This is a genomic window from Lysinibacillus sp. GW247-5R2A, from assembly GCF_059424475.1.
In genome coordinates this window covers 164,493-190,566 of record NZ_JBWKZL010000003.1, presented here as the reverse complement: position 1 = coordinate 190,566, position 26,074 = coordinate 164,493, and the positions used below count along the sequence as shown (strand labels likewise).

At 39.1% G+C, this 26,074-nt stretch carries 26 protein-coding genes; 22 read left to right on the top strand and 4 right to left on the bottom strand.

Going from position 1 to position 26,074, the window contains the following annotated elements; all coding sequences use genetic code 11:
* Positions 1-341 precede the first annotated feature (341 nt).
* A complete protein-coding gene (locus AC07YC_RS06865) occupies positions 342-2,303 on the top strand; it encodes a methyl-accepting chemotaxis protein (RefSeq protein WP_494918861.1) in 1,962 nt (653 codons plus the stop codon).
* 44 nt (positions 2,304-2,347) lie between these two features.
* Here AC07YC_RS06865 and AC07YC_RS06860 read toward each other — a convergent pair whose 3' ends face one another.
* A complete protein-coding gene (locus tag AC07YC_RS06860) occupies positions 2,348-3,742 on the bottom strand; it encodes an alanine/glycine:cation symporter family protein (RefSeq protein WP_336636024.1) in 1,395 nt (464 codons plus the stop codon).
* 187 nt (positions 3,743-3,929) lie between these two features.
* Between AC07YC_RS06860 and AC07YC_RS06855 the strand changes: the two genes are divergently transcribed.
* From AC07YC_RS06855 to AC07YC_RS06790, 14 genes are all read left to right on the top strand, one after another.
* A complete protein-coding gene (locus tag AC07YC_RS06855) occupies positions 3,930-4,628 on the top strand; it encodes an aspartate/glutamate racemase family protein (protein WP_494918860.1) in 699 nt (232 codons plus the stop codon).
* Position 4,629: 1 nt separating this feature from the next.
* Complete coding sequence (locus AC07YC_RS06850) at positions 4,630-5,688, top strand: DmpA family aminopeptidase (protein WP_494918859.1); 1,059 nt, start codon at positions 4,630-4,632, stop codon at positions 5,686-5,688.
* 223 nt (positions 5,689-5,911) lie between these two features.
* Positions 5,912-6,706 (top strand): M15 family metallopeptidase, encoded by a 795-nt coding sequence (locus tag AC07YC_RS06845; protein WP_494918858.1) that lies wholly within the window; start codon positions 5,912-5,914, stop codon positions 6,704-6,706.
* Positions 6,703-7,497 carry a M55 family metallopeptidase gene (locus AC07YC_RS06840; RefSeq protein WP_494918856.1) on the top strand — a complete coding sequence of 265 codons (795 nt, stop codon included), beginning with the start codon at positions 6,703-6,705 and terminating at the stop codon, positions 7,495-7,497. The genes AC07YC_RS06845 and AC07YC_RS06840 overlap by 4 nt, the downstream gene beginning before the upstream one ends.
* Before the next feature lie 202 nt (positions 7,498-7,699).
* The gene (locus AC07YC_RS06835; RefSeq protein ID WP_336636019.1) at positions 7,700-9,523 is read left to right on the top strand and encodes a peptide ABC transporter substrate-binding protein; all 1,824 of its coding nucleotides are present in this window, start codon (positions 7,700-7,702) and stop codon (positions 9,521-9,523) included.
* A gap of 83 nt (positions 9,524-9,606) precedes the next feature.
* On the top strand, positions 9,607-10,551 hold the full coding sequence (locus AC07YC_RS06830) for an ABC transporter permease (protein ID WP_036125095.1): 945 nt from the start codon (positions 9,607-9,609) through the stop codon (positions 10,549-10,551).
* Positions 10,551-11,525 (top strand): ABC transporter permease, encoded by a 975-nt coding sequence (locus tag AC07YC_RS06825; protein ID WP_494918855.1) that lies wholly within the window; start codon positions 10,551-10,553, stop codon positions 11,523-11,525. Before AC07YC_RS06830 ends, AC07YC_RS06825 begins: the two co-directional genes overlap by 1 nt.
* The gene (locus AC07YC_RS06820; protein WP_494918954.1) at positions 11,518-12,591 is read left to right on the top strand and encodes an ABC transporter ATP-binding protein; all 1,074 of its coding nucleotides are present in this window, start codon (positions 11,518-11,520) and stop codon (positions 12,589-12,591) included. Before AC07YC_RS06825 ends, AC07YC_RS06820 begins: the two co-directional genes overlap by 8 nt.
* Positions 12,578-13,531: an ATP-binding cassette domain-containing protein gene (locus AC07YC_RS06815; protein ID WP_254636052.1), complete on the top strand. Its 954-nt coding sequence runs from the start codon at positions 12,578-12,580 to the stop codon at positions 13,529-13,531. The genes AC07YC_RS06820 and AC07YC_RS06815 overlap by 14 nt, the downstream gene beginning before the upstream one ends.
* Positions 13,528-14,460: a S66 peptidase family protein gene (locus tag AC07YC_RS06810; protein WP_494918854.1), complete on the top strand. Its 933-nt coding sequence runs from the start codon at positions 13,528-13,530 to the stop codon at positions 14,458-14,460. Before AC07YC_RS06815 ends, AC07YC_RS06810 begins: the two co-directional genes overlap by 4 nt.
* A gap of 7 nt (positions 14,461-14,467) precedes the next feature.
* Complete coding sequence (locus tag AC07YC_RS06805) at positions 14,468-15,253, top strand: serine hydrolase (protein ID WP_494918853.1); 786 nt, start codon at positions 14,468-14,470, stop codon at positions 15,251-15,253.
* On the top strand, positions 15,250-16,080 hold the full coding sequence (locus AC07YC_RS06800; protein WP_494918852.1) for a C40 family peptidase: 831 nt from the start codon (positions 15,250-15,252) through the stop codon (positions 16,078-16,080). The genes AC07YC_RS06805 and AC07YC_RS06800 overlap by 4 nt, the downstream gene beginning before the upstream one ends.
* 454 nt (positions 16,081-16,534) lie before the next feature.
* Positions 16,535-17,131: a C39 family peptidase gene (locus AC07YC_RS06795; RefSeq protein WP_494918851.1), complete on the top strand. Its 597-nt coding sequence runs from the start codon at positions 16,535-16,537 to the stop codon at positions 17,129-17,131.
* Positions 17,132-17,257: 126 nt separating this feature from the next.
* On the top strand, positions 17,258-17,593 hold the full coding sequence (locus AC07YC_RS06790) for a histidine kinase (protein WP_494918850.1): 336 nt from the start codon (positions 17,258-17,260) through the stop codon (positions 17,591-17,593).
* Between the two features lie 720 nt (positions 17,594-18,313).
* Here the strand turns inward: AC07YC_RS06790 and AC07YC_RS06785 are convergent.
* The 3 genes from AC07YC_RS06785 to AC07YC_RS06775 all read right to left on the bottom strand — a co-directional run bounded on the left by AC07YC_RS06785 (position 18,314) and on the right by AC07YC_RS06775 (position 21,176).
* Positions 18,314-18,757, bottom strand: coding sequence for a hypothetical protein (locus tag AC07YC_RS06785; RefSeq protein ID WP_336636011.1), 444 nt, complete (start codon positions 18,755-18,757; stop codon positions 18,314-18,316).
* Between the two features lie 109 nt (positions 18,758-18,866).
* The gene (locus AC07YC_RS06780) at positions 18,867-19,625 is read right to left on the bottom strand and encodes a glucosaminidase domain-containing protein (RefSeq protein ID WP_494918849.1); all 759 of its coding nucleotides are present in this window, start codon (positions 19,623-19,625) and stop codon (positions 18,867-18,869) included.
* A gap of 156 nt (positions 19,626-19,781) precedes the next feature.
* Complete coding sequence (locus AC07YC_RS06775; RefSeq protein ID WP_494918848.1) at positions 19,782-21,176, bottom strand: hypothetical protein; 1,395 nt, start codon at positions 21,174-21,176, stop codon at positions 19,782-19,784.
* Between the two features lie 265 nt (positions 21,177-21,441).
* Between AC07YC_RS06775 and AC07YC_RS06770 the strand changes: the two genes are divergently transcribed.
* From AC07YC_RS06770 to AC07YC_RS06740, 7 genes are all read left to right on the top strand, one after another.
* The gene (locus AC07YC_RS06770) at positions 21,442-22,395 is read left to right on the top strand and encodes an ABC transporter ATP-binding protein (protein ID WP_494918846.1); all 954 of its coding nucleotides are present in this window, start codon (positions 21,442-21,444) and stop codon (positions 22,393-22,395) included.
* Positions 22,388-23,905, top strand: coding sequence for an ABC transporter permease/substrate-binding protein (locus AC07YC_RS06765; RefSeq protein ID WP_494918845.1), 1,518 nt, complete (start codon positions 22,388-22,390; stop codon positions 23,903-23,905). The genes AC07YC_RS06770 and AC07YC_RS06765 overlap by 8 nt, the downstream gene beginning before the upstream one ends.
* Before the next feature lie 136 nt (positions 23,906-24,041).
* Positions 24,042-24,680, top strand: a complete 639-nt coding sequence (locus AC07YC_RS06760; RefSeq protein WP_494918844.1) for a DUF2975 domain-containing protein — start codon at positions 24,042-24,044, stop codon at positions 24,678-24,680.
* A gap of 11 nt (positions 24,681-24,691) precedes the next feature.
* Complete coding sequence (locus AC07YC_RS06755) at positions 24,692-24,904, top strand: helix-turn-helix domain-containing protein (protein ID WP_008175687.1); 213 nt, start codon at positions 24,692-24,694, stop codon at positions 24,902-24,904.
* Positions 24,905-24,947: 43 nt separating this feature from the next.
* On the top strand, positions 24,948-25,271 hold the full coding sequence (locus AC07YC_RS06750) for a DMT family transporter (RefSeq protein ID WP_494918843.1): 324 nt from the start codon (positions 24,948-24,950) through the stop codon (positions 25,269-25,271).
* A 12-nt stretch (positions 25,272-25,283) separates the two neighbouring features.
* Positions 25,284-25,655, top strand: a complete 372-nt coding sequence (locus AC07YC_RS06745) for a DMT family transporter (protein ID WP_336636005.1) — start codon at positions 25,284-25,286, stop codon at positions 25,653-25,655.
* 39 nt (positions 25,656-25,694) lie between these two features.
* The gene (locus AC07YC_RS06740; protein ID WP_494918842.1) at positions 25,695-26,054 is read left to right on the top strand and encodes a hypothetical protein; all 360 of its coding nucleotides are present in this window, start codon (positions 25,695-25,697) and stop codon (positions 26,052-26,054) included.
* The last annotated feature ends 20 nt before the right edge of the window (positions 26,055-26,074 follow it).

Genomic DNA, 26,074 nt, shown 5'->3' with positions numbered 1-26,074 from the left:
GTCAAATAGATCAGATCATTGGATAACCTCTTTTTTTACTTTCCAATCATTTCAGCACGCTCAAATTCCTTTAGAATCGGGATCAATAGTTGCCATTTTTCTTGTAGTCATGATGAGGAAGTGGTGGGCTAATAGTTTGTTCTTCCTGACAATTACAGGGATTTATAGTTATCTGTAAAGACTGAATAATAGAAAAATCATAAATATGTTTGAAAAATAATATTTCATCCGATAAAAGCTATGGGAGAGATGTAAAACAGGTACAGAGTGGGAATGGTTGTAGCAAATATCAGGCTGACAAGTGATATTTTTCACTTCAAGAAACAAAAGGAGAATAATATATGAAGAAAATATTTAGCAGTTTTAAGGGCAAGCTTTATACGCTATTTGCGCTAGTATTACTAATTCCTGTTATATCTGTAGGTAGTTTATCTTATTTATCAGCTAAAGATTCCATAGAAGAAGAAATTCTATTTAGTGCTAATGAAAGTGTAGGCATTTTAAATAAGCTTATCGATCAAACTATTACTGATAAGATGAATGACATTCAAGTGTTTAGTAGTGAAATAGATGCACAGCAATTTAAGCAATCACAAGCATCTATAGAATCGAAATTTAAGCAATATGGACAGCTTAATCCAGACGTTTTAAGTATTTATGTTGGAACCAATGATGGTTCGTTTTCTCAGGTACCAAAATTGAATGATGCGGATTATAATCCATTAGATCGAGATTGGTATAAACAAGCGACTGCTTTAAAAGGTGAAACGTTAATTACTAACCCTTATAAGGATGCGGGAACTGGCGATATGGTTGTAACGGTTGCTAAACAGATTAAGGACCGGTCAGGGGTTGTCGCTATTGATATTAAGTTAACAAACCTTCAAAAAATTGCAGATTCCATTCGAATTGGGAAAAATGGCTATCCCTCTATTTTTGGAGAGGACAATCTAGTCATCTCACACCCTACATTAGAAGCGGGTGGCAAGCTCAAAGAAAGTTTCCTCGATAAAATGTACGAAAGTCCCTCTGGCACCTATGAATACGTCTTTAACGGCGATGATCGTATATTGTTCTATACGACGAATGAGGTAACCAATTGGAAAATCACAGGTACGATCTTTTCCAAGGAAATTGATGAATCGGCTTCATCGATTTTATCTCATACAATCATAGTTCTGCTTGCAGCTGTCGTGATTAGTTCTATAATCTTCTACTTCGTGATGAAGGCTGTCATTAAACCAATTAAAGCATTAAAAGATAGCGCCGTTACTATTAGTAAAGGTGATCTGACAGAGACTGTTACGATAACTTCGAAAGATGAAATTGGACAATTAGGACAAGCCTTTAACGATATGCAGGAAAGTTTGCGGACGCTTATTCAAAAGATTGAACAAAATGCAGAGGAAGTGGCTTCGTCTGCTGAAGAGCTAACAGCTAATGCGAATCAAACAAGTATAGCAACCGAAAAAGTCGCTATTTCTATTCAAGATGTTGCGTCAAGTGCAGATGGACAAACGACTAGTGCCAATAAAAATGCAGAATCATTACATGAGCTTTCAACAGCCATTCTTCATATTGCTGAAATTTCTTCTGCTGTGACGGACCTTTCACAGCATGCGACATTGCAAGCAGATGAGGGAGGACAAGCTGTCCAAAATACAAAGGATCAAATGCAGTCTATTCATTTATCTGTTGCAGATTCCAATGCTAAAATTCAAACCTTACATGAGCGTTCACAGCAAATTACATCCATTTTAGATGTAATTACAAGCATTGCGGATCAAACTAATTTACTGGCTTTAAATGCCGCTATTGAAGCAGCAAGAGCAGGGGAGCATGGAAAGGGCTTTGCGGTTGTCGCAGATGAAGTCCGTAAGCTAGCTGAGCAATCACAGGAATCGGCTAAACAAATATTTGACCTAATACGTGGGATTCAGCAAGAAACAGAGCAATCTGTTAGTATTATGGCTAAGGTAACGGAGGATGTTCAAAGTGGCTTACATATTTCTGATGAAGCCATTACGAAATTCCAAGTAATTAGGACAAGTATGAATGAAATTACACCGAAAATGGAAGAGGTTTCTTCTGCCTCCGAGCAAATGTCTGCTGGCGTACAAGAGGTAGCAGCGGTGACGGAGGATTTGGCCTTCTCAGCCAAAGGCAATGCTGCCGCTTCTGAAGATGTTGCAGCCTCAACAGAGGAACAATTAGCATCAATGGAAGAAATCAACGCCTCGGCACAAGCACTTGCACATATGGCCGATGAATTAAAACAACTAATTAGCCAGTTTAAATATTAAAATAAAACGCCCTTCCATTCATTAAATGGAGGGGCGTTCCTATTTTATCGATCTTCTTCCCAACAATCTGTATTTTTTAATGTCGGAATTGATTTGGCATAAAAGACAGGATTTTTACCTGCTTTGCGTTGGCCAGTAAAATCATCCAATACAAGGAAGGCAATTTTACCGAGAATCATGATGATTGCAATATTGATGAGAGCCATGAGCCCCATAAACAAATCAGCTAAATTCCATACAAGTTGAACTTGTGCTACAGAGCCAAACATAACCATGACTAGCACTAAAACACGATAAATAATCATCCAACCTTTATGGGCATTCATAAATTCGATATTAGATTCACCATAGTAATAGTTCCCGATGATCGAACTGAAGGCAAAGAAGATGATGGAAATGGCAATAAAATAAGGAGCCCAATCCCCAACATGAACAGCTAGAGAGTTTTGCGTCAAAATAATACCATCGCTTTCACCTTTATCATATAAACCAGCTAAGATAATGATAAAGGCTGTTGCTGTACAAATCATAATCGTATCGAAAAAGACACCTAAGCTTTGTACAAGCCCCTGCTTAGCAGGGTGTGAGGTATTGGCAGTGGCCGCTGCGTTTGGCACACTACCCATCCCAGCTTCATTGGAAAATAAACCACGACGAACCCCTTGCATTATCGCAACTCCAATTGCTCCACCAGCAGCTTCTTGTAGACCAAATGCATGTGTGAAAATTAATTTAAACACATTTGGTATTTCTGATAAATTTGTCACCACAACAAAAAGGGCTACAAGTAAATAGAAGATGGCCATAACCGGTACAAGAACTTGAGTTACCTTTACAATTCTTTGTACACCACCAAAAATAATTAATGCTGTAAATGCTACTAGTAAGATGCCAATGAGCTTTGGACTTATATCAAATGCTTCACCAACTGAAGTGGCAATTGTATTAGATTGCACTGCATTAAATATAAATCCAAAACTTAGTGTTAATAGAATACTAAAGATAATACCTAGTTTTCTTTGACCTAACGCTTTTTCCATGTAATAGGCAGGTCCACCTCGGAACGTATCGCCATCCTTTACTTTATAGACCTGTGCTAATGTACTTTCAATGAAGGCTGTTGCCATTCCTAATATAGCAATAATCCACATCCAAAATACTGCACCTGGTCCACCGACACCAATGGCTAAGGCAACACCTGTAATGTTTCCAGTGCCTACGCGTGAAGCGGCACTAATCGTAAAGGCTTGGAACGGCGAAACCCCTGAATCGCCTTCTCTTTTTTCGACAATCAGACGAAACATTTCAGGGAAAAGACGTATTTGTACAAATTTTGTACCAAATGAAAAATATAGTCCTGCAGCTAATAGTAAGATAATCAGGATATATGTCCATAAAATATTATTTCCACTATCAACAATATTTGAAATCCATTCCATAAGTTGTTTCCTCCTTTCACAGTACGCTTTAGTCTACACTGTTTTTTTATGAAAAATCAACCTTTCTAATATAATAAATTATAATAAGGTTTTGATTTTTCCTATAAGAGTGATATATTCCGAAAATTCTCTTATTTTTATTCTGCAAACGCGTATAATAATAGAATAAAAGGAAGGAGATTGGATGATGAAAACAATTGGATTGATTGGCGGGATGAGCTGGGAATCCTCGGCCGAATATTATAGACTTCTAAATGAACAGGTTAAACAAAAGCTGGGGGGCCTTCATTCTGCAACATGTATTTTGTATAGTGTTGATTTCCAGCAAATTGAGCATTTTCAAGCGAGGGGACAATGGGATAAAGCTGGCTTCGTGCTAGCTCAGGCCGCACAGTCACTTGAACGCGCAGGGGCAGATTTTATCGTTATTTGTACAAATACGATGCATAAGGTCGTAGCAGTTATTGAAGAGGCCATCACCATCCCTATTTTACATATTGCAGATGCCACAGCTAACCAAATAAAGGAGGCTGGGCTACAAAAAATAGCGCTCCTTGGAACTATGTACACTATGGAACAGGAATTTTATAAGTCGAGGGTAGAGGGGTATGGAATAGAGGTTATTGTGCCAAATCACCACTCACGAATGGAAGTAAACCGGATCATTTATGAGGAATTATGTTTGGGGAGCATTGTACCAAATTCGAAGTCCTATTATATCCAAGTGATCAATGACCTTGTGCAGGCAGGAGCGCAAGGCATAATTCTTGGCTGTACCGAAATTGGCTTACTTATTCAACAGCAGGATATCGATGTTCCAGTATTTGATACAACGGCTATTCATGCACAGGCAGCTGTGTCGATGGCAATTCAGGAGGAAACGTAGTATGCAGGGAAAGGTAAGACAATTCGGCATTGAAGTGGGTACATTACCGGTAGGGCAGAAAAACTGTATTACTGATGTTGCTGGGGTACGAGTAGGACATGTCACATTGGATGAGTCATTAGATCATGAAGGTGGTTACGCCTGTACAGGAGTCACAGCTATTTTACCGCATGGAGGGAATGTATTTCAGCATAAAGTTACAGCGGCTAGTTATGTGTTAAATGGCTTCGGCAAAACAACTGGACTCGTACAAGTGAATGAGCTAGGTGTGCTCGAATCACCGATAATGCTCACGAATACATTTGGGGTACCAGCCGTTACGCAGGGAACGTTGCGATACATGCTCGACATGAATCAGGACATTGGGCAAACGACTGGCACCATCAATCTAGTTGTGGGCGAATGCAATGATAGTTATTTAAATTCCATTCGAGCATGTTCAGTGACAGCTGAGCATGCGGTAGAAGCCATTCATAATGCCTCTCCGAATACAGCACAGGAAGGAGCCATTGGTGCTGGAAAAGGGATGATGTGCTTTGGCTATAAAGGGGGAATTGGTTCCTCTTCTCGTATTGTCAAAGTTGATAAAAATGAAATTAGCTATACGGTGGGCTGCATGGTGCTTAGTAATTTTGGTCATAGTTCGGAATTTTTAGCGGAACGTTACGTTGCTCCCGCAAACCAATGTGCCTCGACTCTCGCTCCAACAGATGGGTCGATTATGATAGTCCTTGCTACAGATGCTCCACTTAGCAGTCGTCAATTGAAGAGAGTCATTAAACGCTGTGGGATAGGTTTAGGTCGGACAGGTAGTCATTACTCACATGGCAGTGGAGACATTGTGATAGGCTTTACAACTGCTCATAACATCCCACATATGTCAGAACAGCTTGTAGAAACAAGAATACAGCTCCGTGAGGACCATCCCGTTATGAATCAGTTATTTGTAGCTGCGGCAGAGGCAACTGAAGAAGCTATTCTCAATTCACTAGCTCAGGCACAAACAACAATTGGTCGCAATGGACATCAAGTTGAAGCCTACTCATTTCAAAAGGCATAGCGAAAAGGTTATTGAGACATAGACAATGTTTCAATAGCCTTTTTTGCGTAAGTACATAAGATTCATAATTTTTTTAGCATGTGTGGGTCATGAGATGAATAAATTCTTAACTAGAGGATAAAGGAGATTTTTCGACGATTTTTTGCTGGATTATGAATCATTATAAGAAAATGACCATTAATTTGTAATAATTGTATTTTTATCTAGTCAATGATAGAGAGATATGATAATATTCATTTTAAAAAAACTGAATTATCCAATAATTCAACGGAGGTGTTCTAGTATTGTAAACCTCTTTCAACCGATTGGAACGGCTTCAAATGGAAACTCTCCTGAGAGCCCATCTGTTAGGGAAAGCCAAGAGCCTCTAATACAGATTACAGCTGCCCATAAAAGAATTTTTATAGAACCTATCTACTATCAGCAAAAGATTCCTAATAGTTTACGAGCCATTTATGTACGTGCTGGTGTAGTTGAACGCTTGCAGCATGCTTTGACACTATTACCGAAGGAGTATAGCCTGCTCCTCTATGATGGCTATCGCCCATCCCAAGTTCAACAGTATTTATTTAGTTATTTTTCACAGCAATTGGCGCGCATTATGCCACACGCCACAGAGCAGGAAGTACTGCAGGCAACCAAAAAGTATGTTGCAATGCCAAGCGCAGATGCTGCTCATTTGGCACCCCATTTAACAGGTGGTGCAATTGATCTAACACTGGCTGATAGACAAGGGAAAGCTTTGGATTTTGGTACAGCCTTTGATGAAATGAATGAAAAATCAGCTACACGCTATTTTGAACAGAACTTAAACGAGAATCCAGAGGCTTGTCAACATCGACGTTTATTATACAACTGTATGACACAAGTAGGCTTTAGTAATTATGGAGAGGAATGGTGGCATTATGATTTCCATAATATGGCGTGGGCGAGACGACTTCAAGCTAAAACAGCCTGTTATGGAGCCATTCAGGTAACGATTCATAATCATGAAATAAAGGAGATTCGATATCAATGAAAGTTTATATTAGCGCCGATATAGAAGGAATTACGGGTACAACTACTTGGAGTGAAACGGAGTTAAATGCACCTGACTATCAATTTTTTCAACAACAAATGACTCGAGAAGTAGAAGTGGCCATTGAAGGGGCGATAGCAGGTGGAGCAACAGAAATACTATTGAAGGATGCACACGATTCAGCACGCAATCTCGATATTTCTAATTTACCTATCAACTGCAAGGTAATCCGTGGCTGGACTTATGATCCGATGTGTATGGTAGCCGGTCTCGATCAAAGCTTTGATCGTGCGATTTTTATTGGCTATCACAGTAAAGGGGGAAGCGAGCGTAATCCGCTAGCCCATACACTTTGCACGTATGCTGATATCAAAATAAATGGTGAGTATGCGAGTGAATTTTTAATTAATACGTATGCAGCAGCATTGCATGGTGTTCCTGTTTCATTTGTCAGTGGTGATGTTGGCTTGACCGAAGAAATCCATGCCGTTAATGAAAACATTGTGACCTTCGCGACCAAAGAAGGAATAGGGAATGCAACTATTAGTGTCAGTCCGAAGCTAACGCTTATGGAAACCAAGAGACTGGTAGCTTCCTCGATGAAGGTGCCACGTCAGCATATTCAGGTACCATTACCAGAACGCTTTATGGTAGAAATCATCTATCGAGATCATACACGTGCCTATCGTAATTCCTTTTATCCAAATGCCACATTTAAACCACATAATACAGTAGAATTCGTCACAGACGATTTTTATGAAGTATTACGTATTTTACAATTTTTAACTTAACTGTGAGGGTGAGCTTTTGCTTAGAGCGTATGAGCCAATAGGACACGCTGTTGTCAGGTGGAATGAGTAATTTTGGATTCGTATAGAGAGAGAGGGTCCATATAGAGGGTCCTAGCTTATGTTTGAAAAATCCTATTGAAGGTCATGACATCGGTCCTTCCAATAGGATTTTCATTATAAAAAGATGACTAGGGGGATGCATGTGAGAAAATATTGGTGGCTTTTCGTATGTTTGGTCGTATTGTTTTGTGTAGCCTGCAATGATGAAAAATCGGGTGAAAAAGCATCGGAATATCGTGTGGTATATTCAGGGGAAATTAAAACATTAAATTATTTAAAAACGTCTGAAACGAATGAATTTGCGGTGGCGGCGAATATGGTAGATGGTCTTATTGAGTATGATAAATACGGGGTAGTCCAGCCAGGATTAGCGAAAGAATGGTCGGCAAATGAAGATGCAACCGTATGGACCTTCAAGTTGCGTGATGATGCCAAATGGGTGACTCATGAAGGGAAGGAATATGCGGATGTAGTTGCACAGGATTTTGTGGACGGTTTGCAGTATGTCCTTGATGCCAAAAATGAATCCTCGACAGCCTGGATAGCGACAGTTGTCAAAAATGGAGAGGCATTCTATAACGGTGAAATGGCAGATTTCAAGCAGGTAGGCATAAAGGCGTTGGATGAACATACAGTAGAATATACTTTAGAAGCTTCGACACCTTACTTTCTTTCTATGTTAAACTACGTTTGTTTCTTCCCAGTGAATGGTAAGTTCATTGCAGAAAAAGGGGCGGACTTTGGAACAACACGTGAAAATTTCCTTTATAATGGTGCTTATATTTTAGATAAATTTGAGCCGCAAAATGAGCGTGTGCTTGTAAAAAATAATACGTATTGGGATCAAGACAAAGTACTGATTGATCGCATCCGCTATAAATATAATAAAGAAGCTGCAACGGTAGCACCCGAACTGTTTTTACGTGGAGAAATTGATTCCGCAAGTATTCCTACTTCCATTATTGATGAATGGTTTAAGGATGATAAGAAAAAATCTCAAGTTCGTCAAACACAAAATAACTTCTATACCTACTTCTACGCTCTCAACTTTAACCCACAATTTGACGCAGAATATGAACCAGATAACTGGAAGATCGCCGTCAACAACAAAGATTTCCGAAAATCAATATTCCATGCACTGGACCGTGTTTCCGCCATGTTAACGGTGGAGCCCTATAATCCAGCCGATTTGCTGAGCAACACGATTACCCCAAAAAACTTTGTAGATGTTGCAGGGGTAGATTACACACAATTAACACCACTTGCAACTATTTCCAATAAAGATTCCTTTAATAAAGAACTAGCACTTGAATTCAAAGAAAAAGCAAAAGTGGCATTAGCGGGTAAAGCTACATTCCCTGTAAAAGTATTATTGCCATATAATGCGGGTAGTCCAGACTGGGCAAATCGTTCCCAAGTAGTGGAGCAGCAAATTGAAAAATTACTGGGGACAGATTATGTCGACATTATTGTAGAGGCAGGTCCAGCGACAGGCTTTTTATCTGAGGTGCGTCGTCCTGGGAAATTTGCACTTTTAGAAGCAAACTGGGGGCCAGATTATGCAGATCCATCCACGTATACAGATCCGTTTACAGTGGACGGCACTTATAATAAACCTGAATTAGCTGAGGGTTACACAGATGCCAATGGAAAAACGACGTATCAAAACCTTGTGGATGAAGCAAAGGTAACGATTGATGTGGCGAAACGGTATGAGCTATTTGCAAAGGCAGAGGCCTTTTTAATTGAAGAAGCCTTTGTGATTCCATATTCCGTTGGGGGTAGTGGCTATGTTGCATCCAAATTAAACCCTTTCGAGGCACAGTATTCACCATTTGGTGTGACAGCCGAGAAATTTAAAGGTCAGCAAGTATTGGAAAAGCCAATGAGTAATGATGAATTTAAGAAAGCGCTTGCTCAGTGGGAACAAGAGCGTGCTGACGCTTTAGCGAATGCTAAAAAGTAGTAGGGGCTCGTAGATGAAAAAGGAGATACCGAAAGGAACAGTCGGCATCTCCTTTAGTCTTTTTGACATAGGAGGATGGCGCGATGTTGCAATATATAGGAAAACGACTCTTACAATCTGTGTTAACCCTTTTTATTATTATTACAATTGTTTTTTCGTTATTACGATTAATGCCAGAGGAAGGATATTTAGGGGCGGCAGCCGATAAAATGTCACCTGCTCAGCAAGAAATTTATTTAACGAATTTAGGATTACGAGATCCATTGCTTATTCAGCTAGGAAACTTTTACACGAAATTATTACAAGGGGATCTCGGGAAATCGGTGACCTATCGTACAGATGTACCTGTTACAACGATTATTGCGGACAAAATTATGTATTCACTACTCTTTGGGTTAGGGGCCGTTGTCCTGTCACTCCTAATTGGTGTGCCGCTAGGTATTATGATGGCCTATCGTAAGGGGCGTTGGCTCGATCGACTTGGGACAGGCTATATTGTTTTTGTCGTTGCTGTACCTGCAGCCGTTTATTATTTAGTGATTCAAATGTATATTACAGATCTCTTTCAATTACCGATGCTCTTTGATGAGTATAGACCGATTACATGGATTCTCCCACTAACTTCTATGGCGTTGGCTCCTACAGCCTCCTACGCTATGTGGATGAGGCGTTATATGGTGGATGAATTGAACAAGGACTATATTAAACTAGCGAGGGCTAAAGGAGTAAAGGAACGAACATTAATGTTCAAGCACGTTTTGCGAAATGCCTTTATCCCAATGGCGCAATATTTACCTGCAACCATTTTGTTTACCATTACTGGCTCCATTTATATCGAATCTTTGTATTCCATTCCAGGGATGGGGGGCTTACTCGTTGATGCGATTCAACGACAGGATAATACGATTGTTCAAGGCTTAGTGCTGGTGTTCTCCTCCCTTGGTATTATCGGACTTATTTTAGGGGATATTGCCATGGCACTTGTCGATCCTCGGATTAAACTGGGCAAGGGAGGGGGAGTACGTTAATGGGCATGTATTCGAATGAAATTCATAATATTTCTAATAAATCACGGGAAACATTGTTTGAATTTGCGGAAGTTGATGCGCGACAAGCAGAAGAAACCGGTCATTCTAATTACTCATATTGGCGTTCCACATGGCAATCCTTTTTGAAAAATCGACTAGCTGTTTTTTTATTAGTAGGCGTGCTTATTATTGTGGGCTTTACGATCCTTCAGCCGTACTTACCAGCACAAAAATCACCAACGGAAATTTATCTAGATGAGCAAACGGGGATGCAGGCACGTAATATTACCCCCAATGCTGAATTTTGGTTTGGTACAAACTCAATTGGGCAGGATTTATGGTCACGAATTTGGGCGGGGACAAGGACATCCTTATTTATTGGCTGTGTAGTTGCCCTAGTAGAAGCTGTGGTTGGGATTACAGTTGGTACACTATGGGGCTTTTCGCGAAAGCTAGAGGTGCCTATTACACAGCTGTATAACGTTGTTGATAATATTCCAACAACCATTGTACTCATTTTAATGTCTTATATTTTGCGACCAAGTATATCAACGATTATTATCGCCATGTGTATAACGGGATGGGTGGAAATGGCTAGATTTATTCGCAATCAAATTGTTATTTTGCGGGACCGTGAATACAACCTAGCCTCTAAATGTTTAGGGACATCTGATTACCGTATTATTGTAAAAAATCTATTACCCTATTTAATTTCTGTCATTATGTTACGTATGAGTCTAGCTATTCCCTTTGCTATAGGGGCAGAGGTGTTTTTAACGTATATTGGCTTAGGGCTGCCAATTAGTGAACCGTCCTTAGGTAATTTAATTAATGAAGGGCGTGTGCTCATGATGTCGCCAGACTTACGATATCAGCTAATTTTCCCGAGTATAGTGTTAAGTGTTATTACTATTGCATTTTATATAATTGGTAATTCCTTTGCTGATGCAGCAGATCCGAAAAACCATGTATAAGGAGATGGAATCAGTGACAACTAAAAAATCACGCCTATTAGTTATTCAAAATCTAATTATCCAATTCACATTACGTGGTCGTGTTTTAACCGCAATTCGAGATATTTCACTTGATTTATATAAAGGGGAAAGTCTAGCGATTGTGGGTGAATCAGGTTCGGGCAAATCCGTGCTCATGAAGTCGATTATGGGCTTACTCGATAAAAATGGCAGCATTAAGCAGGGCAGAATCATTTACCAGGCACAGGATCTAGGACAATTTACGACAGAGCAAGAATGGCTCCATATACGAGGGAAGGAAATAGCTATGGTGACGCAGGACCCGATGACATCTTTAAATCCACTTAAAACGATTGGTAAGCAAATTGAGGAATGTGTGGTGTTACATCAAGGCTTAAAGGGGAAGGAGGCTTATGAAGAAACCTTAAAACTACTTTCAGATGTGGGAATCCTTGATGTGAAAAAACGCTATAAGCAATATCCTCATGAATTTTCAGGAGGTATGCGCCAACGTATTGTCATTGCGATTGCGATAGCCTGTAAGCCAAATATTTTAATATGTGATGAACCAACAACCGCTTTAGATGTAACGATACAGGCACAAATTTTACAGCTATTAAAAAATCTTCAACTTAAGTATGGCTTAACGATCGTCTATATTACGCATGATTTAGGTGTGGTCGCCAAGGTGGCTGACCGTATTGCGGTCATGTACGCGGGGGATGTAATTGAGGTCGGGAAAACTCATGAAATTTTCTTTAATAGTAAGCATCCATATACATGGGCCCTTATTTCCTCCCTGCCGCAGCTCGGCTCTAAGGGAGAAGCATTGTATTCGATCAAAGGGACGCCGCCCAATCTTTTTCAGGAATTAAAGGGGGATGCCTTTGCGCCGCGCAACCAATATGCGCTGAAAATCGATTTTATTGAGCGCCCACCTTTTTTTCAGGTTAGTGACACGCATTATGCACGAACATGGTTATTAGATCCGCTTGCTCCAAAGGTAGAACCTCCTGCTGCTTTACAAGCCTTTTTTGCAGAGGGGAGGCAGTATGCTAGTGAGTGAAAAAGAAATAGTACTAGAAGTGAAAAATTTAACCGTCAATTTTGGTAAGGGGAAGCATAAGTTTACGGCCATCGATGATGTCAGTTTTCATATTTTTAAAGGCGAAACATTTGGTTTAGTAGGTGAATCGGGGTCAGGAAAAACAACGATTGGTCGGTCTATTATGCGCATCAACGAGGTCACCGAAGGACAAATTTTGTATCATGGCAAAACTATTCATGGGAAAATTCCAAAAGATTGGGATAGGGAAATTACGCAGAAAATCCAAATGATTTTTCAGGACCCGATGGCGTCGCTCAATGAACGTGCCAAGGTTGATTATATAGTGGCGGAAGGACTATACCCTTCCAAAAAATATAAAGATGAAGCAGAGCGGCAAGAAAAGGTACGCAGGGCATTAATAAATGTTGGTCTACTTCCGGAATTTTCGAATCGATTTCCTCATGAGTTTTCGGGTGGTCAACGCCAGCGTATAGGCATTGCTCGTGCTTTAGTGATGGAACCAGAATTTATTATTGCTGATGAGCCAATTTCCGCCTTGGACGTATCCATTCGGGCACAGGTGTTGAATTTATTAGCTAATCTTCAACGACAAAATCATTTAACCTTTTTATTTATTGCTCATGATCTATCCGTTGTCCGTTTTATCACGGATCGGACAGCCGTCATTTATCAAGGGAAAATTGTCGAGCTAGCTGCAACAGAACAGCTTTTTACCCATCCGCTTCATCCGTATACGAGAGCATTGTTATCAGCTGTACCGGAGCCAAATCCTTATAAGGAGCGAGAGAAAGTTGTAGAGATATATGATCCAACACAACATCGTTATGCGGACAGTCCTCCGTCATTTGTGGAAATTGAGGATGGCCATTTTATTTTAGCTAATGAAGAAGAGCTAACGGTTTATCGTACTTCATTGAAACGGGAGGTAAATGAATGATTTGTCCAAAAGCATTGAAAAAAGGTGACACAATTGGTCTAATAAGTGCTTCAGGTGCTACTCCACCCGATAGATTACAGCCAGCTATAGCCAGTATTGAAAAGCTTGGGTTGAAGGTGGTTGTAGGAGAGACGTGTCACGCGCGACATGGTTATTTAGCAGGTACTGATGATCAGCGGGCAGCGGATGTTCATCGAATGTTTCAAGATCCAACGATTGACGGTATTTTTTGTGTTCGCGGCGGCTATGGGGCTACTAAAATTTTACCGCTTTTAGATTTTGAGGTAATTAAGGCGAATCCTAAAGTCTTTGTAGGCTATAGTGATGTGACTGCTCTACATATAGCCTTCAACCAGCTTAGTGGCTTTGTTACGTACCATACACCAATGCCATCGACTGAATTTATTAGGCAGGAGATGGACGATTACACATGGCAATCCTTCTGCCAGCAAATAATGGCGGTAGGGGTAGAGGAGTATAACTTAGAAAATCCTGTAGATCAACCAATGTCCAAGCTCGTAGCCGGTAGTGCTACAGGTACACTTATTGGGGGCAATTTAACATTAGTAACTGCATCACTTGGTACACCCTATGAAATTGATACAAAAGGAAAGATCCTATTTTTAGAAGATATTGATGAAAGTGAGCAACGAGTTGACCGGATGTTAACGCAATTAAAACTGGCGGGGAAATTAGATGATTTAGCAGGTATCTTATTGGGAGCATGGACAAATTGTGGACCTGAAAATCCACAAAAGCCCGAGCAAAGTTTATCGCTACAAACGATCTTTGATGAAATTCTAGTCCCTTTTAACAAACCTATTATTTCAGGGATCACGTGTGGACATTGTTTACCAACGATGTCACTGCCTTTAGGAAGAACCATTACAATGGATGCAGACAATCACCGAATTCGTGTTGTTAGGTAGGTGTCTAATGGAAAATCAAATTCAAGATTTCATCCAAAAAACTCCCTATAAGGTGCATCTCTTTGTTAAAAATCCAAAAACCGAGCAATTCCTATTTAGTCATCAACTAGAGGAGTCATTTTCTAGCGCTAGTATTATAAAAGTACCGATTCTTCTAGCTGTTTTAGCGTATACCGAGAAACACAATATATCCCTTCATTCATCCTTAACAATCACTCCTGCAGATTGGGTAGATTTTAGTGTAATAAGTGAGCAACGTCTGACGCAAAGCACAGTATACGAGCTACTAGTATGGATGATTATAACGAGTGACAATACAGCAACAAATGTCCTAATGGATGTAGTGGGAATGGATTTTTTTAATGATTATTTCCGTCAAATAGGCTTACAGGAAACGGTGCTACAGCGAAAAATGATGGATGTCGAGCGACTTGCAACGGGGATCGACAACTTTACGTCTGCACGGGACATGGCCCATCTTTTTACAAAAATATATCAACAGGATTTACTAGCATCACCTTACAATGAGCTGGTCATCGACATTTTAAGTAGACAGCGCGTACATGAAGGCTTAAAGCGTTATCTCGTTGATGATGTAAAACTGGCCCATAAAACAGGTGGGCTGGACACAGTCAATCATGATGTAGGAATTGTCTACGGTAGCTCGGTTGATTATCTGATTGGTATTTTCATAACAAATGTAACGGATAATGATCTGGCTCGCCAACTGATTGGTCGCCTTTCAAAGGTTGTTTATGACCATATGATGAAGCAGAAGGAGGAACCGCAATGAAGTCTATCGTAACAGCCATGATTGCCAATTTGCATGCCAAGCCTGATGAAACTTCTGAATTAATAGATGAGGTCCTTTATGGCATGACAGTAGATATTCTGACAGACTGTCACAAGGATTGGGTTTATGTCCAAACTGCTTATCGTTATAAAGGATATTGTCAGAAGGCTGATTTGCTACTGGATGAAGAAACGGCTGCTAAATGGCACAGCGAAGCACAGCCTATCATTATTCAAAGCTTTGCAGATGTTTTACAGCAGCCTCGAATCCAAAGTACAAAGCTGATGACTCTTGTGAAAGGTTCTAGTATAGGCGCTGTTACGCAAGAGGACGTACCGGAAGAGTGGTCTGCTGTACAATTAGTGTCGGGAAAAATAGGCTATGTTCGCACAAAATGGCTGCAGGAAAAGCCATCTCAAACTCAAATATCCGAGCATTCCTTTCGAGAAAACGTGGTCCAAACAGCGCTAAGCTATTTAGCTACACCTTATCGCTGGGGTGGCAAATCACCATTAGGCATTGATTGCTCCGGTTTATGTTCAATGGCCTATATGTTAAATGGGGTTACTATTTTTCGGGATGCTAAAATGGTAGAGAGTTTTCCTATTGTGAAAATAGAAAAAGAGGATAGACAAAAAGGTGATTTGCTCTATTTTCCAGGCCATATCGCTTTATATATGGGCGATAATCTATATGTCCATTCTTCACTTGGCGGTAATGAAGTGACCATTAATAGCTTAGATAAACAGCATGCACTCTATCGCAGTGATTTAGCCACAACCCTAACAGAAGTAGGTTCTTTATTTCCGGAGAAGCCAAAACGATAGGCTTCTCTTTTTGATTTCAATGTAGCAGCACTACTAAACTTAAAGGACAGAAGGGGAGTAGTTGGGGCTGATTTAAAATAAAGTCGTACCGTTTATAAAAGAGATGTTCCGTTTCAAATAAAGTTATACCTTGCACCGTTTTACTCTTAACAGAAATCCCTTTTCTTTCACTCTTGTCATTTTGATACCGTTTAGATAGCATGTTTAAAGCTTTTAAAGTTTAAGTGGTCAAGAATATTTTGCTATTATTTCCAATACACAAGAAAATTCAACCGTTCTTTTAGGTGGAGAAGGTATTCCAGATGTCTTTGAATTAGGGGATGAAAATTACTACTATTTTGGTGGTTATAGTATAGTTAGTGCTGATGATACAAATCAAATTATAGATTATATTAAATCGAAAGATGAAGATCTCTCGACATATGAAATTAAAGAAGATTTAAACATTCAATTGATGAATACTAGCGTTACTATGGGTGATGGATACGGTTCGAAATTATTATCATCTCCTACATTTTCTCAATATGATACAGATGTTAAATCAATTTACCGAAATTCTGCATGTGGTCCAACTACTATAGCAGTTATTCTACAATACTGGCATGATTCAAAAAGTAAATCAAAATTACAAGTTTTTAACAGTGGTTATTCAACTAAAGGAGCATTTATTAATAGCATGTATGCTAATCGCGGTGGCACTTCCTATGGTATGAGTGTAAATGGTGTGCGTTCAGGTCTAGAAAATGAAGCGATTGCAAGAGGATATTCAGCTTCATCAAGTAGTTTTAATAATTTTTATTCATATAAGACTCAAATAGATGATAATAGACCGGTTGCAGTAAAGTTTGATAAATGGTTTTCTAAATGGGAACCTAATGCAAAATATGATTATGATTATCACTGGACACCTGGACTTGGATATATCTATTCTGCTTCCTCAGGTGCACTGTTAAGAGTTCAAACATTAGGTTCTAATAGTTATGTACGTGATATAAACTATGACGCTCACTCTGGAATTATAACAATGGTAAGTTTTTTAATTAATAATTAATAACTAATTGTATAATTGTAAAATTTCTTTATTGTTAAATTGGTAGGTAAAGACACTAAAATCGAATTTTTATAGTTTGACAAATTGTTACAATCTTGATACTTAATAGGGCGGAAGGAGAGGGAAATGAAAAAAAAAATAATTATCTTTAATTTATTATTTTGTATAGTAGTTATGTTTGTTAATTACAATTATTTTAATTCTAAATCTCGAAACGCTATCGTATACAACTATGTGGAAAACTATATTGAAACTAACTATGGCATTGCTAGAGAAAATTTAAAATCTGAAGAAATCGATTACTTGAGAGGAATGGGTTTGTTTGAAATAGAAGTTAAAGATATAGAAACTAAAAATTATTACTTTTTTGAAGTGGATATTAACGATGACTATTCATTATATTATATAAAAGATCTTACTGAGCTTCATCGTAAAAATCATCCTAAAAATCAAGCGAATTAAAGAAAGTTTATATCAACCGGTATCAGCAATATTCTGAGATAGATATAAAGGTTAACATACCACAATATATTCCGATTTATAAAGCATTCTTGAGAGAGTGCTTTTTTATTATGTTTAAAATTAACTGAATCAATTTCATAAATCATCATTTTCAAAATTTCAAAAGGCTACTAAACCGATACCACATTTTAAGAGAGGAAAAGGGGTAGGTATTTGTTGAAGATTAGATCACAGAAAATGCTCATACTTTTTTATAAAAATTAAACAATACTTCACAGAGGAAGAATCCGTTTTGATCAATCTTTTTTCAAAAGGGATACTTCTCATTTAACATAAAATAAGGGTTTTCGAGGTATTTTTGCTCAAATTTTCTTTCAAAGCAACAGTTGGGGCAAGATTAACAACAATTATTACGTTCCGTCCGGCTTGATAAAATTGAAATTGACACGCAAGAGTTAAAGACAGATGTTCATGTGATAAAGGATGAGGCCACGACTAGAGACAGAGGTTCATACACTTCAGAAGGATGCTCAAGAGCTGAAGGATAAACAAGCAGAATTTTAAAATATTGTCGAGAGGAATTTTGGGTCAATGTACGGAAAAAATCGCGCTTCCAGTAAAGAATCATACAGAGGCCTTAAATACGCGTGCGTTTAAAATAGAAACCGTCATCCGCTGGCTAATCAATTCAGTCCATATTTATTGTCTGGCTTTATGAGGTCAAATCCTATAAAGCTTTTTTTTATGGTCATTATTTCGGATGGTTTGCCAAAATAAGTAAACGACAAACGTACAAATATTGATTATAAATAATGCGACCAGCTGCCATAATCCAATTAAAAAAGTGACCATGTATAAATCAAAGGCTGCTTCACCGAGAGGCATATGTGGGAAGGGCGTTAACTGACTATAATGCCACACGAAATAACAAGCTAATGCCGTACCTTGTCCTACATAAATAAAGATCCAATGGATATAAAATGATATTTTTAGTCGCCAGCAACAAAGGAACAGGTTCAAAATAATAATGAATAGTGGGAACAGGAATATTTGAAACAAACTTTCAGCTATTTGAGTCATAAATAATAAATTATAGCTAAGCTGAATGATTGGCAATAGTACTAGATTGATGATGATCAGGCTGAGCAGTTGTGTACGAGTCACTATATTCCTATCCTTTCCTTGCCTCATTTTTACATAAGGACGTTTGAAAAAAAGAATGGTTTCGCAGAAAAAATCTCCATGCACAATTTCTGAGCATGGAGATTTTCGACTAATAGTGATAAATATTTAATTGCATACCAGCCTCAAGTCGATCTGACCGCAACTGATTCCACTGTTTAATAGAAGTCACGTTGACATTATAGACCTCGGCGATATCTCCTATAGAGTCACCATCCGTGACCGTTATCGTTTTCTTATTCTTTACGGGGCTGTCATATTGTTGTAGGTCGTATTGTGCGATAAGTGAATTTAATTTTTCGTTATATTTTGAATCAGTGGCATAGGAGCCTGTTAAAAACTTTGTCGCATCTGAATAGGATTTGGTGTTACTTCTGAAAACACCTGCATAAAATTCCTTGTTCCACGAAACACCATTGCGCATTAGCTTTACATAGTCCTGCATAGAAGCCTCATAGGAAGGGTATTTGCGGAAATCAGCCATAATGGTCGACAAATTACCTGATCCATCATCCTCTGACGTTTCGAGTTTTACGGAATTATTCTGATAGCTGCCTTTCATGCCAAACAGATTATAGTTGGGGGCAGAGCCAAGGCCACTTTGTCCGCTCTCGCTTTCTAGAATAGCTTGTGCAATCATCACGGATGCATATAAGTCATTATTGGCTCCAAGATTTCGTGCAGTTTCAGCGATTTTGCCAATAAATTCTTCCGCACTCGGGCGATCATCAATGACGACAGGCTCTTCTTTTTCTGTCGTATTAAACAACTGAGTCACCATAAAAAATGAAATACAAATAACAACGACAGCAATCATAAGTCCTTTTAAAAAATTAACTACGTATTTCATGGTAGGCTTGATGTTGGTAGTGACCACATCTCCCTCCCTTCTATTAAAAGATTAGCTATCTCTTATTATGACAAAGAGTGAAAGAGAAATAAAGAACTGTATATATAAATAGCTTGTATCATTAATAGAACGTTGCGAACATTAAATAGTTCCATGTCATTCCGCTAAAATGTCTATCTTAAAATTTTGAGACATAAATTGTTTACATCTCTCAAAATATTGTTCGGAAGCCTCCCAGCGTCTAGTATTTAAAAAAGCTATTTCTTGGCGACCAAAATGGTTAGGCGGTTGGTAGTGTCGAGAAACATAGGATGGATTTTCTAATGAATAAAAATAATACGCTTCATCAGGCGTCTTAATTTCAATACGAGCATGAATAAAATCACCATCTTCATCCGTGTAGGCCTGACGAAAACTATAATATTTAGAACCGTCCCAGAAACCATCTTCATCCTCGTCAAGCCCTTGAATTTCTGGAAGTTGTAAAATTCGTTCTACATATTGGACCTCGATTTTAGGCACATAAAGGGTAGCAACATTTACACAAGTTAATAACATAATCCAGTGATCCTGAATATCTACTAATTGCTCCTGAGGTAAATCCGTCATGTCCCACCACTCATCTCCTTCATCTAATGATTTTCTCAAGAGGGAGACGGTTTGATCTTCATTGAGCCAAATAAAATAATGATACTGGGAGGTTTTCATATAAATGCTATCATTCGTCTTGTCTCCGTCCTCATCGATATGGGCTCGCTGAACAGTGAAATGTACACCTTGTTCCTCAAGGTCAAAATAAGGCTTGTCTCCAGTCATCAAAACACACTTCGTTAGCTTTAGTATATTTTCCACATCGATATGATTGTCCGTAAAATATACATGAGTTGCCTTCTTGACGTGGGGGATTTCCTGTAAATTAGTCAGTGCGGAGCGTCCTTCTTTAAGGATACTCACCAATGTGACGAATGAAAATTCAATCTCTTCTTCATCGTCATCCCTATCATAAAAAACCTCGTCAATTAACACATCTTGTATACGGATAGGGAGTTCCTGAAAAACGCCATCTCCGTGCCAAACGTTGACGATACAGGGCAGTGACTTCTGTCCATGGACGTTGAAGCGATACTCATCATCTTGAACTAATACGCTTGCCTGAAGATGACCATTGACAATCGTTTCCCCATGATTATAGGAGCCACACAAAATACCCTCTACTGTTAGATGTCCGTGAACATAGATTTCCTGACCACCTACAGCTATATTTTTAGCTGTCAAATTGCCCATCACCATCAGTCCTATTGCACCATCCGTCTCTGCATTGTATAGATGATCTACCGTCAAATGACCATCAATAAAAATAATGATCACATTGTCTTGCTGTGGGAAAGGAATGTCCCAATCCAAATCAAGAAAAGGAAGCTTCAAATCTCCCTCATAGTACGCAACAAGGTCATTCTCACTAAATTCCGTGTAATGGCTTGCCCACCAAGAGTTTTCGGGAAACTTATCAGCCAGTTTGCTAATAGGTATAAATTGAAAGACATTATTCATAGTTCACTACCTCCCAATTGCCGTTTTTTTTATCTTCTCATACGGAGGAATTAACAGTCAATTTAGTAGATTGGTAGAGTTATGTGCAATTGGGAATAAAATGCTATGATAAATTTCAAATGATCATTGTGACCAATTGCTGAGAAGTTGGAGGTGAGGTGAACCAACTAGCTTTTATACAGATGTTTGGAAGGGCTATTATTTGTGAATTATATAGACGAATATGAATTTACTATGTCATTAGCGAATTATAAGGAGCTGGCAGATGATAACATTTGATAATGTCTCAAAAATGTATAGTAACGACCATGTGGCTGTCAAAGCCCTCAATGTGGAGATTAAAAAAGGGGAATTCTTCGTTATTATCGGCCCAAGTGGATGTGGAAAAACTACTTTATTGAAGATGATTAACCGATTAATTCCATTAACAGAAGGAACTATTTGGATAAATGGAAAAAGAGTTAGTGATTATAATATTCACGAGTTACGGTGGAGTATTGGCTATGTGTTACAACAAATTGCTCTTTTTCCGCATATGACCATTGAAGAGAATATTGCGATTGTTCCAGAATTAAAAAAATGGAGTAAAACAAACATTCAAAAGCGAGTAGATGAGCTTTTGGAGTTGGTAGGGCTTGAGCCTGAAAAGTATCGTCAGCGCAAGCCAAAGGAGTTATCTGGAGGGGAGCAGCAAAGAGTGGGCGTTCTTCGGGCATTGGCGGCTGATCCAGAAATTATTTTGATGGATGAACCTTTCAGTGCCTTGGATCCCATTAGTCGTACGAAGTTACAGGATGATCTACTGGACATGCAGCGTAAGATTCAAAAAACCATCGTCTTTGTCTCGCATGATATGCAGGAGGCGTTGAAGCTAGGTGATCGACTATGTGTCATGAAAGATGGAGAAATTGTTCAAGTTGGAACACCTCAGGACATTGTAGAACATCCAGTGAATGATTTTGTCCAACAATTTATAGGGGTAAATTCAATTCACAATAGGTTCGATATTCGGACGGTTATGCAACCAATCGTAAGTGTTAGTGAGCTAGGAGATACTATTACTATCAATGAGCCGATCACAACTATTCTTGAAAAACTGACAGAGCATAACGTTCTTGGCGTGGAAGAAGATGGGGAGATGATTGGTATGGTGACTCGAACAACTATACTGCAATATGTAGCAAAGGATTTCCAGGAAAGAGGTCGAGCCCATGACTAATTTTGTAGCAATGTTTCAGGAACGAAAGGGACAGCTTCTGTCAGCCTTACTCGAACATATACAAATCTCCTTCATAGCGCTATTTTTTGCTATCATTATTGCCATTCCTCTAGGTATCTATTTAACCAATAAAAAGAAAATAGCTGAAACTATTATTGGGATTAGTGCAGTGCTACAAACGATTCCATCTCTAGCGTTACTTGGGTTATTAATTCCATTATTCGGGATTGGGAAAGTTCCTGCCATCATTGCCTTAGTGGTCTATGCACTGTTACCGATTCTCCGAAATACTTATACAGGCATTAAGGAAGTGGACCCTTCATTGAAGGAGGCAGCTTTGGCAATGGGCATGAACACCCCTAAGCGTTTAATGAAAGTTGAATTGCCCCTTGCTTTGCCTGTCATCATGGCTGGTATTCGAACAGCGATGGTATTAATTGTGGGAACAGCCACATTAGCTGCTTTAATTGGAGCAGGTGGCTTAGGGGATATTATTTTACTAGGCATTGATCGTAATAATACCGCACTCATTATTTTAGGAGCTGTGCCTGCTGCGATATTAGCATTGATCTTCGATGTTTTACTGAAAAAGCTTGAATCGCTATCATTCAGAAAAACAGTAACAACTGTAAGTATCGTTAGTATTGCGGCTTTGATGTTGATCTGCATTCCGCTTCTCAACAACAAAGACCAAGATGAAATTGTCATCGCTGGAAAACTTGGAGCGGAGCCTGAAATTCTCATCAATATGTATAAGTTATTAATTGAACAGGATACAGACTTAACGGTGCAATTAAAGCCAGGACTTGGAAAAACTTCATTTGTATTTAATGCGTTAAAGTCTGGCAGTATTGATGTATATCCAGAATTTACAGGCACAGCCATCTCAGAGTTTTTAAAGCAGGAAGCAATTAATAACAGCGAGGCCGATGTCTATCAGCAGGCGCAAGATGGGATGCTAAAGCAATTTGATATGGTTATGCTTAGCCCAATGAATTATAACAATACGTATGCATTAGCAGTATCGGAGGATTTGGCTAAAACGTATCAGCTACAAACTATTTCGGACCTTAAATCGATAGAGCAGGCTGTTAAAGCAGGGTTTACATTAGAGTTTAATGATCGTGAAGATGGCTATGTTGGGATTCAAAAACGCTATGATATTGCGTTTCCATCTATTGCAACTATGGAGCCTAAGCTACGCTATCAAGCAATTGAATCGGGAGATATTAATCTACTCGATGCTTATTCAACGGATAGTGAAATTCGTCAATATAAGCTCCATGTCTTAGAGGATGATCAAGCACTGTTCCCCCCTTATCAAGGAGCTCCATTATTACGGCAAGAAACACTAATCAAGTATCCAGAAATTGAAACATCTTTAAATAAACTGGCTGATCAAATATCAGATGATGAAATGCGAGAAATGAATTATCAAGTGAATGTCAAAGGAAAGCTAGCAGCAGAAGTGGCAAGAGAGTATCTACTGAATGCCGGCTTGTTGAAATAAACAATCAGGACCCTCGAGCATTAATAGGCTAGAGGGTTTTGTTTTTATCATAAATAATTTAATGATAAACGTTAATTTATTATTGATAAAGATAAATGAAGCTGTATAATAAAATAGAGGGAAGGGGATGCTGACAATGGAGAAAACGATTCAAAGTAAAGAATTTCAATTGTTGACAAAGGGGCTTCGTACGATTTTTACAATCATCATGGTTCTCATGATTTTGGGCATGGCGTTAATGGCAGTTATATTGGTTGGCGCAATGATGGTGTCAGAAAATGATGTGAATGGTTGGTTAGCCAAGGCAAGTGTGACAGCTTCCTTTCATTTTGAGGGGGTGGAAATGCTGTTGTCCGAGCAGACAGTTCAAGATATGCACTACTCGAAAATAGATGTCGTGAAATTGGTATTAACTGCTACAATATACATAACTATTTTATTTTTGATGGTTGTTCAAGTAAGGAATATTTTAAATAATTTATCAAAAGGGATCATATTTTCACAAGATAATAGTAAAAAAATAGAAAGAATTGCGTATTGTGTGATAGTCTTGAGCTTAACTGTGAGTGCATTCCGTACATATATCGTCTATCTAATGATGCAACCATTTAAGCTTGAATCACTATTGGTAAAGACGGATTTTATTACAGCGATCAGCTATCATTTCACAGGCATTAATTGGACACTATTACTTTGTGGCTTGGTGATTTGGACCATTGCGCGTATTTTCCGTTACGGTGCTTTTCTCCAAGATGAATATGATGCAACAGCTTAGGAAGTGAAAATATGACTATAATTATTCGCTTAGACCGGATGCTAGCGGATCGTAAAATGCAGCTAAGTGAGCTTGCGGAGAAGGTTGATGTGTCGATCGTCAATCTTTCAAATTTAAAAACAGGCAAGGTAAGAGCCGTACGTTTCTCTACCTTAAATGCCATCTGTAAGGCTTTGGGCTGCCAGCCAGGAGATATATTAGAGTATGTTGAGGATGAAGATTAATTTTCGTCATCTAAACATAGCAGCAAGAAAGGGTTTTTAAAAAATGAAGGTTTTCAGTTTGTTATTCATCGCCATTGTAGCAGAAGTTTTTGCTAGCTCCATGCTCAAGCGCACCGAAGGCTTCTCCCGTATTTGGCCATCTATCGGTGTGGTGGCCGGCTATGGAACGGCCTTTTATTGCTTAGCCTTAACCTTAAAAACTATACCCATTGGCACCGCCTATGCCATATGGGCAGGGTTAGGCACAGCACTAACAGCCATTGTAGGGGTTGTGCTATATAAGGAACTATTCAATCGTAAGAAGGTACTAGGGATACTTTGTATTATTGTAGGTGTCGTGGTGCTCAATCTTGCGGGTGGTCATTAGGAGGCTAACGCGATGAAAGGCTATTTATTTTTAACACTATCGATTATTAGTGAGGTTTTTGCGACAACTATGCTGAAGCTATCGGACGGCTTTACAGTTCCAGGACCATCTGTAGCTGTGGCGCTTGGCTATGGAATATCATTCTACAGCCTATCCCTTTGCTTGAAAACCCTGCCATTAAGCTTAGCCTATGCCATCTGGTCAGGTGTCGGCACCGCCTTGACGGTGATTGTAGGCATTGTTATTTGGAACGATTTGTTTAACCTCTATTCTGCGCTTGGGATCGCCCTCATAATAGGCGGTGTGATTTTGCTGAATCAAGGAGATCGAAATGGCAGAGAGGCCGATAGCAAAGGGGAAGAGCCGGATAGCCTGCAGAGATAGACGGATAGAATCGTCAAAGTGACGGATAGAAGCGTCTAAGTGCCGGATAGAAAAGGCAAAGTGACGGATAGAAGCGTCAAAGTGACGGATAGAACAGGCAAAGTGACGGATAGAACTGTCAAAGTGACGGATAGAATCGTCAAAGTGACGGATAGAATCGTCAAAGTGACGGATAGAAGCATCAAAGTGACGGATAGCGCAGGCAAAGTGACGGATAGAAAAGGCAAAGTGACGGATAGAATCGTCAAAGTGACGGATAGAACAGGCAAAGTGACGGATAGAACAGGCAAAGTGACGGATAGAAAAGGCAAAGTGACGGATAGCGCTGTCAAAGTGATGGATAAAACCGTCAAAGTGCCAGATAGAGCAGGCAAAGTTCCAGCAAGCCTGCGAGAATAGCGAAATAACCTGTTGAGGGG

Excerpts from the sequence above, each read along its gene's own strand:
- AC07YC_RS06820 (WP_494918954.1), top strand. The coding sequence starts at position 11,518 with ATGTATAAGGAGATGGAATCAGTGACAACTAAAAAATCACGCCTATTA.
- AC07YC_RS06865 (WP_494918861.1), top strand. The coding sequence starts at position 342 with ATGAAGAAAATATTTAGCAGTTTTAAGGGCAAGCTTTATACGCTATTT.
- AC07YC_RS06765 (WP_494918845.1), top strand. The coding sequence starts at position 22,388 with ATGACTAATTTTGTAGCAATGTTTCAGGAACGAAAGGGACAGCTTCTG.
- AC07YC_RS06755 (WP_008175687.1), top strand. The coding sequence starts at position 24,692 with ATGACTATAATTATTCGCTTAGACCGGATGCTAGCGGATCGTAAAATG.
- AC07YC_RS06750 (WP_494918843.1), top strand. The coding sequence starts at position 24,948 with ATGAAGGTTTTCAGTTTGTTATTCATCGCCATTGTAGCAGAAGTTTTT.
- AC07YC_RS06855 (WP_494918860.1), top strand. The coding sequence starts at position 3,930 with ATGAAAACAATTGGATTGATTGGCGGGATGAGCTGGGAATCCTCGGCC.
- AC07YC_RS06840 (WP_494918856.1), top strand. The coding sequence starts at position 6,703 with ATGAAAGTTTATATTAGCGCCGATATAGAAGGAATTACGGGTACAACT.
- AC07YC_RS06775 (WP_494918848.1), bottom strand. The coding sequence starts at position 21,176 with ATGAATAATGTCTTTCAATTTATACCTATTAGCAAACTGGCTGATAAG.
- AC07YC_RS06850 (WP_494918859.1), top strand. The coding sequence starts at position 4,630 with ATGCAGGGAAAGGTAAGACAATTCGGCATTGAAGTGGGTACATTACCG.
- AC07YC_RS06770 (WP_494918846.1), top strand. The coding sequence starts at position 21,442 with ATGATAACATTTGATAATGTCTCAAAAATGTATAGTAACGACCATGTG.
- AC07YC_RS06825 (WP_494918855.1), top strand. The coding sequence starts at position 10,551 with ATGGGCATGTATTCGAATGAAATTCATAATATTTCTAATAAATCACGG.
- AC07YC_RS06800 (WP_494918852.1), top strand. The coding sequence starts at position 15,250 with ATGAAGTCTATCGTAACAGCCATGATTGCCAATTTGCATGCCAAGCCT.
- AC07YC_RS06795 (WP_494918851.1), top strand. The coding sequence starts at position 16,535 with ATGAATACTAGCGTTACTATGGGTGATGGATACGGTTCGAAATTATTA.
- AC07YC_RS06810 (WP_494918854.1), top strand. The coding sequence starts at position 13,528 with ATGATTTGTCCAAAAGCATTGAAAAAAGGTGACACAATTGGTCTAATA.
- AC07YC_RS06745 (WP_336636005.1), top strand. The coding sequence starts at position 25,284 with ATGAAAGGCTATTTATTTTTAACACTATCGATTATTAGTGAGGTTTTT.
- AC07YC_RS06760 (WP_494918844.1), top strand. The coding sequence starts at position 24,042 with ATGGAGAAAACGATTCAAAGTAAAGAATTTCAATTGTTGACAAAGGGG.
- AC07YC_RS06805 (WP_494918853.1), top strand. The coding sequence starts at position 14,468 with ATGGAAAATCAAATTCAAGATTTCATCCAAAAAACTCCCTATAAGGTG.
- AC07YC_RS06815 (WP_254636052.1), top strand. The coding sequence starts at position 12,578 with ATGCTAGTGAGTGAAAAAGAAATAGTACTAGAAGTGAAAAATTTAACC.
- AC07YC_RS06790 (WP_494918850.1), top strand. The coding sequence starts at position 17,258 with ATGAAAAAAAAAATAATTATCTTTAATTTATTATTTTGTATAGTAGTT.
- AC07YC_RS06780 (WP_494918849.1), bottom strand. The coding sequence starts at position 19,625 with ATGAAATACGTAGTTAATTTTTTAAAAGGACTTATGATTGCTGTCGTT.
- AC07YC_RS06845 (WP_494918858.1), top strand. The coding sequence starts at position 5,912 with ATGATAATATTCATTTTAAAAAAACTGAATTATCCAATAATTCAACGG.
- AC07YC_RS06860 (WP_336636024.1), bottom strand. The coding sequence starts at position 3,742 with ATGGAATGGATTTCAAATATTGTTGATAGTGGAAATAATATTTTATGG.
- AC07YC_RS06830 (WP_036125095.1), top strand. The coding sequence starts at position 9,607 with ATGTTGCAATATATAGGAAAACGACTCTTACAATCTGTGTTAACCCTT.